The 12,362-nt window shown below is 65.6% G+C and carries 12 protein-coding genes; 2 read left to right on the forward strand and 10 right to left on the reverse strand.

The window, feature by feature from the left end; all coding sequences use genetic code 11:
- Window positions 1-109: 109 nt before the first annotated feature.
- The 4 genes from ShzoTeo12_RS24880 to ShzoTeo12_RS24895 form a co-directional block, all read right to left on the reverse strand.
- The gene (locus ShzoTeo12_RS24880) at window positions 110-1,054 is read right to left on the reverse strand and encodes an ABC transporter substrate-binding protein (protein WP_119255135.1); all 945 of its coding nucleotides are present in this window, start codon (window positions 1,052-1,054) and stop codon (window positions 110-112) included.
- Between the two features lie 66 nt (window positions 1,055-1,120).
- Window positions 1,121-2,098: an ABC transporter permease gene (locus ShzoTeo12_RS24885; protein ID WP_318912910.1), complete on the reverse strand. Its 978-nt coding sequence runs from the start codon at window positions 2,096-2,098 to the stop codon at window positions 1,121-1,123.
- 16 nt (window positions 2,099-2,114) lie between these two features.
- A complete protein-coding gene (locus ShzoTeo12_RS24890) occupies window positions 2,115-3,620 on the reverse strand; it encodes a sugar ABC transporter ATP-binding protein (RefSeq protein ID WP_318912911.1) in 1,506 nt (501 codons plus the stop codon).
- A gap of 24 nt (window positions 3,621-3,644) precedes the next feature.
- Window positions 3,645-4,382: an SDR family oxidoreductase gene (locus tag ShzoTeo12_RS24895; protein ID WP_318912912.1), complete on the reverse strand. Its 738-nt coding sequence runs from the start codon at window positions 4,380-4,382 to the stop codon at window positions 3,645-3,647.
- 121 nt (window positions 4,383-4,503) lie between these two features.
- On the opposite strand from ShzoTeo12_RS24895, the gene ShzoTeo12_RS24900 reads away from it, so the two are divergent.
- Window positions 4,504-5,292: an IclR family transcriptional regulator gene (locus ShzoTeo12_RS24900; RefSeq protein ID WP_318912913.1), complete on the forward strand. Its 789-nt coding sequence runs from the start codon at window positions 4,504-4,506 to the stop codon at window positions 5,290-5,292.
- A 24-nt stretch (window positions 5,293-5,316) separates the two neighbouring features.
- On the opposite strand, the gene ShzoTeo12_RS24905 is transcribed toward ShzoTeo12_RS24900, so the two are convergent.
- Genes ShzoTeo12_RS24905 through ShzoTeo12_RS24930 form a run of 6 tightly spaced genes read right to left on the reverse strand, consistent with a single transcriptional unit; the run spans window position 5,317 to window position 11,243 of the window.
- On the reverse strand, window positions 5,317-6,075 hold the full coding sequence (locus tag ShzoTeo12_RS24905; protein WP_318912914.1) for an ABC transporter ATP-binding protein: 759 nt from the start codon (window positions 6,073-6,075) through the stop codon (window positions 5,317-5,319).
- A complete protein-coding gene (locus tag ShzoTeo12_RS24910) occupies window positions 6,072-7,013 on the reverse strand; it encodes an iron chelate uptake ABC transporter family permease subunit (protein ID WP_318912915.1) in 942 nt (313 codons plus the stop codon). Before ShzoTeo12_RS24910 ends, ShzoTeo12_RS24905 begins: the two co-directional genes overlap by 4 nt.
- Window positions 7,006-7,980 (reverse strand): ABC transporter permease, encoded by a 975-nt coding sequence (locus ShzoTeo12_RS24915; RefSeq protein ID WP_318914365.1) that lies wholly within the window; start codon window positions 7,978-7,980, stop codon window positions 7,006-7,008. The genes ShzoTeo12_RS24910 and ShzoTeo12_RS24915 overlap by 8 nt, the downstream gene beginning before the upstream one ends.
- Complete coding sequence (locus ShzoTeo12_RS24920; protein ID WP_318912916.1) at window positions 7,980-8,882, reverse strand: siderophore ABC transporter substrate-binding protein; 903 nt, start codon at window positions 8,880-8,882, stop codon at window positions 7,980-7,982. Before ShzoTeo12_RS24920 ends, ShzoTeo12_RS24915 begins: the two co-directional genes overlap by 1 nt.
- Before the next feature lie 33 nt (window positions 8,883-8,915).
- The gene (locus ShzoTeo12_RS24925; RefSeq protein WP_318912917.1) at window positions 8,916-9,212 is read right to left on the reverse strand and encodes a DUF2218 domain-containing protein; all 297 of its coding nucleotides are present in this window, start codon (window positions 9,210-9,212) and stop codon (window positions 8,916-8,918) included.
- 57 nt (window positions 9,213-9,269) lie between these two features.
- Window positions 9,270-11,243 carry a TonB-dependent receptor domain-containing protein gene (locus ShzoTeo12_RS24930; protein WP_318912918.1) on the reverse strand — a complete coding sequence of 658 codons (1,974 nt, stop codon included), beginning with the start codon at window positions 11,241-11,243 and terminating at the stop codon, window positions 9,270-9,272.
- Between the two features lie 332 nt (window positions 11,244-11,575).
- Between ShzoTeo12_RS24930 and ShzoTeo12_RS24935 the strand changes: the two genes are divergently transcribed.
- Window positions 11,576-12,355, forward strand: a complete 780-nt coding sequence (locus ShzoTeo12_RS24935; protein WP_245424761.1) for a helix-turn-helix transcriptional regulator — start codon at window positions 11,576-11,578, stop codon at window positions 12,353-12,355.
- Window positions 12,356-12,362: the final 7 nt, after the last annotated feature.

Consider the following 12,362-nt stretch of genomic DNA (forward strand, 5'->3'; position numbering starts at 1 on the left):
CCTTCATAACCTTCTGCATTTTTTCGCGGAGTGCTTCGGTGCCGAGCCGGATCGTACGCCGCGTCTCGGAAAGGGCCCGGAGACCTCGGTCCCCGGGCCGGATTTCGGATCAATCGTAGAGAACGGCGGAGATTTCCGGCGAGTCGATATTGGTCTTGTCGTACCAGTAGAAGCCGGTATCGATGTTCTTCTCGACCTTCTCGCCCTTGGCGGCGGCAACGGCGGCCTTGACCGTCTCGTAGCCGATGCCGACCGGGTTCTGCGTGATCGCGCCGGCCATGGAGCCGTCACGGACCGCGTCCTTCTGGGCCTTGCCGGAGTCGTAGCCGACGACCACGACCTTGGCGCCCGCTTCCTTCACGCCGTTGACGACGCCGATGGCCGAGCCTTCGTTGGTGCCGAAGATGCCCTTGATGTCGGGGTTGGCGGTCAGGATCGCCTTGGTGATCTCCGTCGACTTCAGATGGTCGCCGCCGCCGTATTCGATGGTGACGATCTCGACATTCGGATGGCTCTCCTTCATCCGGTTGACGAAGCCGTCGCGGCGGTCGACGCCGGTGCGCGAGGTCTGGTCGTGGGCGACCACGGCAACCTTGCCGGCATCGCCGATCAGCTCGGCGAGCTTGTCGGCGGCAAGCGCGGCCGCCGCGATGTTGTCCGTCGAGGCCGTCGCGACCGGGATGTCGCTATCGACGCCGGAGTCGAAGGCGATGACCGGGATCTTGGCGTCCTGGGCCTGCTTGAGAAGCGGAATGGCCGCCTGGCTGTCGAGAGCGGCAAAGCCGATGGCGGCCGGCTTCTTGGCGAGGGCTGCGGCCAGCATGTCGATCTGCTTGTCGACCTGGCTTTCGTTGTCCGGTCCCTCGAACGTCACCTCGACGCCGAGTTCCGCACCGGCCTTGTCGGCGCCGGCCTTCACGGCCTGCCAGAACTGATGCTGGAAGCCCTTCGAAATGAGCGGCACGTAGAGCTTGTCCTGTGCGCCCGCTCCCGTCGCCGCACCGAGCAGCGAGATTGCTGCGACCGCACCAAGTAGAGTCCGTCTCGTGAACATGTTTTCCTCCTTGTGTTCACACTGCATGAACTTATCGACCGTCCGGAGGCCTCGGCCTCCTTCCGGTTATTTCGCTTCGCGCCGGCGCATCTGGTCGGCATAGACCGCGATGATGATGATGGCGCCGGTGACGACCGTCTGCCATTCCGGCGCGACGGAAAGCACGCGCAGACCGTTGGTCAGAACCGACATGATCAGCGCGCCGATCAGCGTGCCGAGAATGGTGCCGCGCCCGCCGGCAAGGCTGGTGCCGCCGATGACCACGGCCGCGATTGCCTCCAGCTCGTAGCCGAGGCCGAGCGCGGGTTGGGCGGAGTTCAGCCGGCTGGCGATGAGAAGGCCGCCAATGCCGCAGATCGCGCCGGACAGCGTGTAGATGGCGATCTTCCAGAAATTCGTGTTGACGCCCGAAAGGCGCACCGCCTCCTCGTTGGAGCCGAGCGCGAAGGTGTAGCGGCCGAGCACCGTGCGGCTGAGGATCCACGAGGTGACGCCCGCGACGATGAAGAGCACCAGCACCCCGTTCGGCACGGGAAAGGCCGGAACGAACTGGCCGATCAGCGAGCCCTGCGCGATCAGGGTGAAGCCGGGCGTGTCGTTGAAATAGATCGGCTTGGTGCCCGTGACGATCAGCGACAGGCCCTTGAGCACCAGCATCATGCCGAGGGTGGCGATGAAGGGCGGTATCTTCATGCGGGCGACCAGACCGCCGGAAACGAAGCCGCAGAAGGCGCCCGTGCCGATTGCCGCCAGCACGCCGAAGGGCAGCGGCATGCCCGCCCAGGTCAGCACGACACCCGTCATCACCGCGCAGAAGGTCATCAGCGTGCCGATGGACAGGTCGATGCCGCCGGTGATGATGATCATCGTCACGCCCACCGCAAGGACCCCGTTGACCGAGGTGGCCTGCAGGATCGCCATGATGTTGGAGACCTGGAAGAAGTTCGGGCTGGCCAGCGAGAAGCCGATCAGCAGCACGATGAGGCTGGCAAAGGCCAGGATTTTCTGCTGCGCGCTGCCGCGCAGGCTTGCCTTTTCACTCATAGTTCCCGTGTCCCCCTCAGGCAGCAGTCTTGCCGTTGCGTTGCGTTGCCAGTTCCATGATCCTCTCCTGCTCCGCCCCGCCGGGCAGGATGCCGGTCAGGCGCCCCTCGCACATGACGGCGATGCGATGGGAAAGCCGCAGCACCTCGGGCAGCTCGCTGGAAATGACGATGATGGCCTTGCCGGCGGCGGCCAGTTCGTTGAGCAGCCGGTAGATCTCCGCCTTGGCGCCGACGTCGATGCCGCGCGTCGGCTCGTCGAAGATCAGGATGTCGCAGTCGCGCAGCAGCCATTTCGCGATGACCACCTTCTGCTGGTTGCCGCCCGAGAGCAGCCGCACCTCCTGCCGGTCGCCCGGCGTGCGGATGGCGAGCTTCTGGATATAGTCCTTCGCCACCCGGGCGAGCGCGGCCTCGTCGATCCTGCCGATGGCGTCGCAGTGGCGCCGAAGGCTCGCCATGGCGATATTGGCACGCACATCCATGCCGAGCGCCAGGCCATAATGCTTGCGGTCCTCGGACAGATAGCCGATCCCCGCGCGCACGGCCTCGGCCGGGCTCGTGATACGCAGGGGCTTCCCGTGGACGCGGATCTCGCCGCTGTCTATCGGCTCGGCGCCGAAAATGGCGCGGGCGAGCTCGGTGCGCCCCGCGCCCATCAGGCCCGCAAAGCCGAGGATCTCGCCTTTCCTCAGGCTGAAGCTGATCTCCTTCAGCTCGCGCCCGCGGCTGACATCGATCACCTCCAGCGCCGTCTCCGCCCCGGAAAGGTCGGGGATCGTCACCGCCTCGTCGGTCAGCTCGCGGCCGACCATCATGGAGATGATCCGGGAGATCGGCGTCTCCTCCGCCGCGACCGTCCCGACATAGGCGCCGTCGCGCATGACCGTCACCCGGTCGGAGATGCGCTTGATCTCGTCCATCTTGTGGCTGATGTAGATGATGCCGACGCCCTCGGCCTTGAGGCGGCGGATGATGGTGAAGAGCTCGGCGATCTCCGCGTCGTTGAGCGCGGCCGTCGGCTCGTCCATGATCAGCACGCGCGAGCGGTAGCTCAGCGCCTTGGCGATCTCCACCATCTGCTGGCGGGCGATTGTGAGGCCGGCGACGGGCGTGCGGGGATCCATGTGGATGTTCATGCCGGCGAAGATGGCGGCGGTGTCCGCGTTCAGCTTCGCCTCGTCGAGCCGGCCGAAGGAAAGGCGCGGCTCGCGGCCGATCCAGATGTTCTGCGCGACGGTGAGATCGCGCATCAGGGCCAGTTCCTGGTGGATGATGCCGATGCCGAGGTCCTGCGCCGCCCTCGGCGTGGGGATCGACACCTCCTGTCCGTCGACGAGGATACGGCCGCCATCGGGCCGGTAGACGCCGGACAATACCTTCATCAGCGTCGACTTGCCGGCGCCGTTCTCGCCCATCAGCGAATGGACCTCGCCGGTCTGCAGATCGAAATCGACGGCCTTCAGCGCATGCACGCCGGGAAAGCTCTTGTCGATCCCCTCCATTCGCACCAGTTCGCTCATGACGCGCTCCTCCCCGTCAGGCTCTCAGATGGTGACGCCGCCATCCACCAGCATGGCCTGTCCCGAGACAAATCTACTCTCGTCGGACAAAAGGAAAACCACCATCGGAACGATATCGTCGACCGTCGCAAGGCGCCCCATGGGCTGGCGCGCGATGAAATCCTTTTCAGCCTGCACCGGATCGGCCGAGGCCGCAATGCGCCCGCGCAGCGAAGGCGTATCGACCGTGCCGGGGCACAGCGCATTGCAGCGGATTCCCTGCTTGACGAAATCGGCGGCGATCGCCTTCGTCAGGCCAATGACGGCCGCCTTGCTGGCGCCATAGGCCGTGCGGTTGGCGAAACCCTTTATGGAGGACGCCATTGAGGCCATGTTGAGGATCGAGGCGGTTCCCGTCTTCGCCGCCCGGTCGAGCATGCCGGGCAGGCAGGCGCGCGTCAGGCGCATCATCGCCGTGACGTTGAGATCGAAGGCGAAGGCCCAGTCCTCGTCCCGGATATCGAGAAGCGTGCCGTTGTGCACCACGCCAGCGCAGTTGAAGAGGCCGTCGAGCGGGCCGACCCGGGCCGCGATGGCCTCGACGGCGTCGGGCCGGGTCACGTCGAGCACAGCCGTCTCCACGCCTTCCAGCCCTTCCAGCAACGTCCCGTTGATATCCGTCGCGATCACGCGGGCACCTTCGTCCCGGCATGCAAGGGCGCTCGCCCTGCCGATGCCCTGGCCGGCTGCCGTCACAAGAAAGGTCTTGTTTTGCAGGCGCATGGTTTCCTCCCCGCTCCCGTTTGTATATAAAACAATGTTTCACATACAAATCGCTTTGACAAGGTCGCCTCCTATGTCTTTTTTCAACAGGGTCGGTATGAGTGCTGGATCGGAGGGCATAATGGCAAGGAAGACGCTAAAGACGGAATCCGGGGAAGACCTCACTGCGGACGACAAGTACCGCGCGCCGGCGCTCGACAAGGGGCTGGACATCCTCGAAATCCTGGCGAGGCAGAGCGGCGGCATGACCCGAACGGAGATCGTGCGCGAGATGGGGCTCAGCCCCTCGCAGATTTTCCGCATGCTGGAGCGTCTGGTCGCGCGAGGCTATGTCGCCCGGTCGGAAGGTGGCGACCGGTACTCGCTGTCGATGAAGATGTTCGTCCTCGCCAACCACTATCCTCCCTATCGGCGGCTGGCGGCCAGCGCGCAGCCCTTGATGGACGACTTCGCGCGCCAGACGGACCAGTCCTGCCATCTCGTCATCCCGGAATTCGGAGCAGGCCTCATCATCGCCCAGGCGAGCCCCGTCTCCCATTGGGAATTCCGGGCCCGGGTCGGCAGCCAGCTCGATCTCTTCACGACGGGTTCGGGAATAGCCCTGGTCGCCTTCCAGGCGCCCGAGCGCGTGGAGGAAACGCTTCGCCAGTGGGGCGTCGCCTCCGCCGCCGCGCTCGCCGGCATCCAGGACCAGATCGACGCGGCCCGCCGGCAGGGCTATCGTCTCGGCGCTTCCGGCCAGTTCGTCGGCGTCACCGATATCAGCGCGCCCATCTTCGGCCCCGACGGCGACGCCACCGCCGTCCTGACCTGCGCCTTCATCCAGCATGTCGACGACACCAGAGCGCAGAAGCTGGACGACGCGCTGGCGCACCTGCTGGCCCTCACGGACACGCTCAGGCTTCCCTGAAACGCGGCCTGCAAGCTTCGCCTGTCAGAGTTGATGCAGCACCAAAGGCTTGCCGTCCTTCATCTCCACCCGCATGCGGAAGCCGAAGACGGCTTCGAGGATGTCGGGCGTCAGGGTTTCGGCGGGCGCACCGTCGGCGACGATGCGGCCCTCCTTCATGGCGACGATACGGTCGGCATGGACGCTGGCATGGTTGATATCGTGCAGAACGACGACGATCGTCTTGCCATCCCGGTCGGCGATGGTGCGCAGCACGCGCATCAGCTCGCGGGCATAATACATGTCGAGATTGTTCAGCGGCTCGTCGAGCAGCAGGTAGCCGGTGTCCTGCGCGAACGCCATGGCGACGAGCGCGCGCTGGCGCTGGCCGCCGGACAGCGTCTCGATGAAGCGGTCGGCAAGATCGGTGAGGTCGAAGCGGGCGAGCGCAGCCTCGATAATGGCCCGGTCAGTCCCGGTGAGCCGGCCGCGCCCATGCGGGAAACGGCCGAAGCCGACGAGTTCGCGCACGGTGAGGCGGCTGGCGACCGTCGTGTCCTGCCGCAGGATCGCGACGACCCTGGCGAGTTCCCGACCAGGGGTCCCCTCCACCGGCAGGCCGTCGATCTCGATCACCCCCGCCTGGAGCGGCTGCAGGCGCGCCATCAGCGAGAGCAGCGTGGATTTCCCCGCGCCGTTCGGGCCGATCAGCGCCACGACGCCGCCCTTCGGGATCGTCAGCGTGATGTCGCTGAGGATCGGCGTCGTCCGGTGCCTGAAGGAAACGTTCTCGATACGGATCATGCGCGGCTCCCGACGATCAACAGCAGGAGGAAAACAAGCCCGCCGACGAATTCGATGACGATGCCCAGCGCCGTGGCATTGCCGAGCGCATGCTGGAACAGCGTCTGCCCGCCGACGAGGGTGACGATGCCGGTGAGCGCGGCGGCCGGCAGCAGCATTCCATGGCGGCGGGTGCCGACGATGCGCTCGGCAAGCGTCGCCACCAGCAGGCCGAACAGCGCCATCGGCCCGACGAGCGCGGTCGAAACGGCGATCAGCCCGGAGACGAGCAGCAGCAGGCCGGCCACCGTCGCCATCCAGTTCACGCCGAGCCCCGTTGCGGTATCCGGCCCGAGCGAAATCACGTCGAGCACATGGCGCGCGCGCCAGGCAGCGACCACGCCGGCAAACGTGAGGATCGCGGCAAAGGCGAGGAGATCGGTCCGCACCGCGTTGAAATTGGCGTAACTCATGACTTGCGCCACGGCGAAATCGTTGGGGCTTATGAGACGGGCAAGCAGGGACTGCAGGCTGCGGAACAGCACGCCGAGCACCACGCCGGCGAGCAGCATCAGCCCCATGTCGAGACGACGCTTCAGCATCGGCAACAGCAGTGCCGAGGCAAGCGCCATGAGCAGCAGGATTTCCGCACCGAACTTGACCTGCGGGTCGAGCGTCGCATAGCCGACGCCGCCGAGCAGGAAGATCATCGCCATCTGGCCGAAGAGATAGAGCGCATCGAGCCCCATGATCGACGGGGTCAGGATGCGGTTTCCGGTGACCGTCTGGAAGATCACCGTGGAGACGGCGACGGCGACCCCCACCTGCACGAGCGCGGCGAGTTTCAGGAGGCGCAGCTCCAGCACGAAGGCGATATTGCCCTTGAGGCCGATCGAAAGGAAGGCGACGGCGGCGGCGAGCGCCGCGGCACCGAGGGCGAGCAGGCGGCGGTCAACCATGGCTGCCGCGCCGGAAGAGAAGCCAGAGGAAGAGCGCAGCCCCGACGACGCCCATCACGGTGCCGACCGGAATTTCGTAAGGGTAGCGGATGAGCCGCCCGACGATGTCGCAGGCGAGCACCAGCCCCGCCCCGCCGGCCGCCACCCAGCCGAGCGTGCCGCGCACATTGTCGCCCTTCAGGCGCGAGACGATATTCGGCACGGCAAGCCCGACGAAGGGGATCATGCCGACGACGACCACCGAGAGCGCGGTGATGAGGGAGACCAGCACGAGGCCGATCCGCATCATGCGCGCATAGTCGATGCCGAGGCCGATGCTGGCCTCGCGGCCGAGCGCCATGATGGTGAGGCGGTCGGCGACGAACCAGGCGACGGCGACCATCAGCGCGGTGATCCACAGGAGCTCGTAGCGCCCGCGCAGTACGCCGGAAAAGTCGCCATTGGTCCAGATCGAGAGGAATTGCAGGAGATCGGCCTGCCAGGCGATGAAGGTCGCCGCCGCCCCGACCACGCCGCCATAGACGATGCCGAAGAGCGGCACGAGGAAGGGCTGGGTCGGCGGCAGGCGGTGGGCCGTGAAGAGGAAGACGGAGGTGCCGGCAAGGGCCGCGATGCCCGCGACCAGCGTCTTCGCCCAGAGGGCCGCGCCGGGCAGGAGAAGCGTCACCACAAGGATGCCGAGTTCGGCGCTCTGGGCCGTGCCGGCCGTCGCCGGCTCGACGAAGCGGTTGCGCGACAGCGTCTGCATGATGAGCCCGGCGATCGCCAGCCCCGCACCGGCAAGCAGGGCCGCGAGCGTGCGCGGCAGCCGGCTGACGAGGAGGAGCTGCAGGGCCTCCGTATCGGACAGCACCCGGCCCGGCGACAACGGGCTGACGCCGACGAAGAGGCTCAGCACGCAGAGGATCGCGAGCCCCAGGCTCGCGATCACGCCGGTCCGCAGGGCTGACGGAGATGCCGCGATCATCATTTCGCGGCGGAGAAGCCGTCGGTTATTGCCGCCAGCACGCGGCCCAGGGACTGCACGCCGCCGTCGGCAATGTAGAATTCCGCGGCGGGCAGGTAGACGATCTGTCCCTTCTTCCAAGCGGTCGTCCCGGCCACCAGTTCGTTGTCGAGCGTGACCTTGGCGGCCTGTTCGCTGGAGGCGACGGCGACAGCGCGGTCGAGCACCAGCAGCCAGTCCGGGTTCGCCTCGCGGATGAATTCGAAGGACACCGCCTCGCCATGCGTCGCGGACTGGATATCCTCCATCGCCGGCGGCAGGCCGAGCACGCCATGCACCCAGCCGAAGCGCGAGCCCGGCCCGTAGGCGGAGACCTTTGGACCATTGGTCATGACGATCAGCGCCTTGCCCTTGCCGGCGACGGCCGCCTTTGCCGCGGCAAGTTTGGCGTCCAGCTCCTCTGCGGCGGCCTTCGCCTCCTCTGCCTTGCCGAACAGGTCGCCATAGGTGGCAAGCCGCACCTTGGCGTCGGCGAAGAGGTTGTCGCCGTCGATGGTCATGTCGAGCGTCGGCGCGATCCTGGCCGTTACCTCCGCCTTGGCCGCCGACCGGGACCCGACGATGACGAGATCGGGCGCGAGTGCGCTCAACGCCTCGAGATCCGGCTCGAACAGCGTGCCGACCGCCGTCGCATTTCCCTTCGCCGCTTCCAGCTCCGGCACGTAAAGCTTGTCGGGAACGCCGGCCGGATGGATGCCGAGCCGGTTCAGCGTGTCGATGGCCGCCGCGTCATAGACGGCGATCGTCTTCGGCACGCCTTCGACCGAGACCGTGCCGCGCGCCGTCGAGACATCCATGGCGCTTGCCGAAAGCGCGGAGAGGACAAGCGCGGCGAAGGCGGGGAGGAAACGGGGAAAATTCATGGTTCACCTGTCATGCTGATCGTCCTGAAAAGGTCAGGCGGCCCTTGCCTGCCGCCAGTCGAGCGCCTCCAGTTTCTCGCGGAAGGCGAAGCGCAGCAGATGGGATTCGATGATTGCCTGCGTCTGGGCGAGCCCCTCCTCGTCCGCCGCGCTCACGGCCATGCTGAGGCCGCTCTCGTCTGCCTCGAGAACGGCTTCGCCGCGGGGAAAGCGACAGTCCCCACGGCTCTCCGTATAGGTGACGGCGATCTTGTGGGCAAAATGCTTGCAAAGCTGCACCAGATATTTCCGACCGCTTGCGGTTTCGAGATAGGCGACGGATTCCTGCACGGACTATCCTTTCAGGACACGAGAACCCCTGCCGCCGAAGCGGCAGGGATCGGGAGATCAGAACTTCACGCCCGCATGCAGCGTGATCGTGCGGCCCGCCGCGTAGACCGGATCGATACCACCGCGGTTCGAACTCGTGGCATAGCTCGACCGCTCGAAATACTTCCTGTCGAACAGGTTATCGACGCTGAGACGCAGGGTGACGTTCTCATAGGACGGCGGCGTCCACTCGGTATAGATGTTGACCACGGTATAGGACGGCTGGTCGTAGAAGCCGCTCGCCGTCGCCAGCGCGTCGGAGATCTTGCCGGCCCAGGCCACCGTCGTGCCGACCTTCATGTTGTAGTCGGGGATGGCGTGGTCGATGTAGAAGGTCGCCATGTCGCCGACCGGCATGAAGGTTCCGCTGTTCGGCAGGGCCGACTTGCCGCCCGCCGTCACCCTGGCATGGGTGAAGGTCGCGCCGAAGGTGGTCTCCTCCCATGTATAGCTCGCATTGAGCGTGACGCCGCGGCTGCGGTATTCGTTCGGATCGTTGTTGAGCGAGGGCGCGTCGTAGTTCGGCAGGCCGTTGATGCGCGTGTCGAACAGCGTCACCCCGGCATTCCAGTCCTCGCCGCCGAAATTCGCACCGACCTTGAAGTTCTTCGCCGAGCCCGTGTCGAAGGACGGGTCGGTGTAAAACGCGTTGTCGCGCGCATGGACATAGCCGTAATCGCCGATGACGTAGCCGAGCCAGGTGCGCGAGGCGCCGGCGAATACCTCGAAGCTCTCGGTGAACTTGTAGGCGACCGTCGCGTTCACGCTCGCGCCGCTGTCGGAGAAGCGCTTGTCGTCCCAGTCGTTAAAGCGGTGCGTGTCGTAGCGCGCGCCGGTCGAGACGTTGAAGCCGTTGTCGAATTCGAAGCGGCCCTGTGTGAAGACGCCGACCTGCGTGGTGTCGAAGTCGCGGTAGCGGCGGTTGTTGTTGCCGTAATTGTCGGTGTGGTAGTCGTGCTGGCCGAAATCGAGGCCGGCGGTGATCTTGCCGGAATCGATCGTGAAGGTGTTCTGTATCTTGCCGCCGTAAAGGTCCTCGTTGAGGATCATGTTGCCGTTCGTGCGGTTCTGGTAGTTGGTCCGCCAATAGTCGTTCTGGCTGTAATACAGCATGAATTCGGGATCCCAGAGATCCGTCGGGGCGGTCGAGCTGTAGGTCAGCTTGACGGTGTCGCGGGCGACCTCCAGCGGATGCAGCTCATCGCCGGCCAAGCCCATGTTCATCTTGATCAGGCGATCCGCCTTGTCGCGGCTGCGCTCGTAGCCGAGTTCGAAGCGGTTGTCCTCGATCTCGTAGCCGAGCTTGGCGAGGATGTTGCGGGCGGCCGGTTCCGTGCCCTTCACGACGTCGCCATGGCCGTCCTTGTATTCCTTGCCCTTCTGGCCGTGAGTCATGACGAACCAGTCGAAGTCGCCGACGCGGCCATAGGCCGCCGCACTGCCGGAAACGCCGCTGCCGTTGGTGCCGACCGAGGTGCCGATCCGCGCGCCAAAATCCTTGCCGTCCTCCAGCAGGTCCTTCGCGCCGACCGTCTCGTAGCGCACCGCGCCGGCCGCCGCGGCAAAGCCGGAATCGGCCGCGGCCGCGCCCGCTTCCACCTCGACGCGCTTGAGGAAGGCGGGGTCGATGACGCTGGAGCCCGTATGGTGCCAGCTCGTCGCCGTCTGCGGCACGCCGTCGACCGTCACGGCAAGGTTGGACTGCTCCATGCCGAAGACGTGGATGCGCTTGGACGGCCCGCCGCCACCCGATACCGTGATGGAGGACTGGCGCGAGAACAGCTCGGACACATTGGCCGGCTTCAGCTTCTCCAGCTCGTCCTCGGACACGACCGTGCCGCCCGTGGCGACCACGTTGTCGCGGCCCTGGTTGATGACGGTGATCGTATCGAGCACGGTCACCTCCTCCTGTTTCTTCTCCTCGGCGTGAAGGGCGGAAGACAAAGCGAGCAGGGAAACGCCGGCAAGCGGCATCAAGCGGGTGAATTTCATCTCGGTACTCCAGCCGGTCGATCGAAGGGGCGGGAAAGCCCCCTGCCTTCGCTTCGGGCGGCGGACTTGTCACCCGCGAGGGAAGGGCATAAACATGATTTCTGAACTCATGTATTAGGGAGCACCCGCCCCTCTGTCGACGCGAAAGGTTTTGTCCGAAATGTCAAAAATTTACGCAGAAACGGCGTAGCCGCGCAGCACCCGAACCAATCGAATTCTGACTTCAGGGCCATCCCATGCTGTATACGCCGGAAGAACTTTTCGTCGGTTCCGTCGAGAATGTGCCGAACTGCACGCCCTATACGGGCGAGCAGACAATCTGGCCAAAATTCATGCTGATGATCGTGCTGGAGGGGCAGCAGCAGTTCGTCATCGACGACGTCCCCTTCCGGCTGGAGGCCGGCACGGGCAAAAGACGCATGCCGCTGGTCTTCATGCTGAACGTCGCACAGCACAGCACGTTGCGCTTCATCACCAATAGCGGCGCGCCGCTGCGCAAGGTCATGATCGCCGCGCCCCGGCCGTGGCTGAGTCGCCTGATGGAGACGGAGGACCGCGTACCGACGAAGCCGCTGCACGATTTCTTCGCCCGGCACCTGGCGCATTTCTCCTTCGAGCCGGGGCAGCACATCCTGCAGCTCGCGGAAAAGATCGTGCATCCCCCGCCGCTGCTGGAAGGCGAGCTCGGCTCCCTTTATCTGAGGGCGCAGGGGCTCGACATCATGTGGCAATCCTGCCTGGCGATGATGGCGGAGGAGATGGAGAGCCCGCCGGCTCCCTCTTTCCTCAGCCTCAGGGCCTGCGAACGCGCCCGCGATTATATCCTGGGCAATCTCGGCAAGGACCTCACCATCGACCTGATCGCCAGCGAGGTCGGCGCCAGCCCCTCCACCGTGCAGCGTCGATTCAAGGAGCATTTCGGCGTAACGGTCTTCGACTTCGTGCGCGAACAGCGGCTGGAGACGGCGCGGGCGGCGCTTGCCAACGAGCGCGTTCCGGTCGGCACCGCCGCCTATCTCGCCGGCTACAACCATGTCTCCAGCTTCAGCACCGCGTTCCGCAAGGCCTACGGGCTGACGCCCAAGCAGGTCCGCAACAGCAGGCAGCCGTAAAGCACCG

The organism is Shinella zoogloeoides, from assembly GCF_033705735.1.
GTDB classification, from domain to species: domain Bacteria; phylum Pseudomonadota; class Alphaproteobacteria; order Rhizobiales; family Rhizobiaceae; genus Shinella; species Shinella zoogloeoides_A.

Bases quoted from the DNA above. Each gene is read 5' to 3' on its own strand.
- ShzoTeo12_RS24895 (WP_318912912.1), bottom strand. From the start codon at position 4,382: ATGCGCCTGCAAAACAAGACCTTTCTTGTGACGGCAGCCGGCCAGGGC.
- ShzoTeo12_RS24910 (WP_318912915.1), bottom strand. From the start codon at position 7,013: ATGGTTGACCGCCGCCTGCTCGCCCTCGGTGCCGCGGCGCTCGCCGCC.
- ShzoTeo12_RS24915 (WP_318914365.1), bottom strand. From the start codon at position 7,980: ATGATCGCGGCATCTCCGTCAGCCCTGCGGACCGGCGTGATCGCGAGC.
- ShzoTeo12_RS24880 (WP_119255135.1), bottom strand. From the start codon at position 1,054: ATGTTCACGAGACGGACTCTACTTGGTGCGGTCGCAGCAATCTCGCTG.
- ShzoTeo12_RS24935 (WP_245424761.1), top strand. From the start codon at position 11,576: ATGCTGATGATCGTGCTGGAGGGGCAGCAGCAGTTCGTCATCGACGAC.
- ShzoTeo12_RS24885 (WP_318912910.1), bottom strand. From the start codon at position 2,098: ATGAGTGAAAAGGCAAGCCTGCGCGGCAGCGCGCAGCAGAAAATCCTG.
- ShzoTeo12_RS24890 (WP_318912911.1), bottom strand. From the start codon at position 3,620: ATGAGCGAACTGGTGCGAATGGAGGGGATCGACAAGAGCTTTCCCGGC.
- ShzoTeo12_RS24900 (WP_318912913.1), top strand. From the start codon at position 4,504: ATGGCAAGGAAGACGCTAAAGACGGAATCCGGGGAAGACCTCACTGCG.
- ShzoTeo12_RS24920 (WP_318912916.1), bottom strand. From the start codon at position 8,882: ATGAATTTTCCCCGTTTCCTCCCCGCCTTCGCCGCGCTTGTCCTCTCC.
- ShzoTeo12_RS24930 (WP_318912918.1), bottom strand. From the start codon at position 11,243: ATGAAATTCACCCGCTTGATGCCGCTTGCCGGCGTTTCCCTGCTCGCT.
- ShzoTeo12_RS24905 (WP_318912914.1), bottom strand. From the start codon at position 6,075: ATGATCCGTATCGAGAACGTTTCCTTCAGGCACCGGACGACGCCGATC.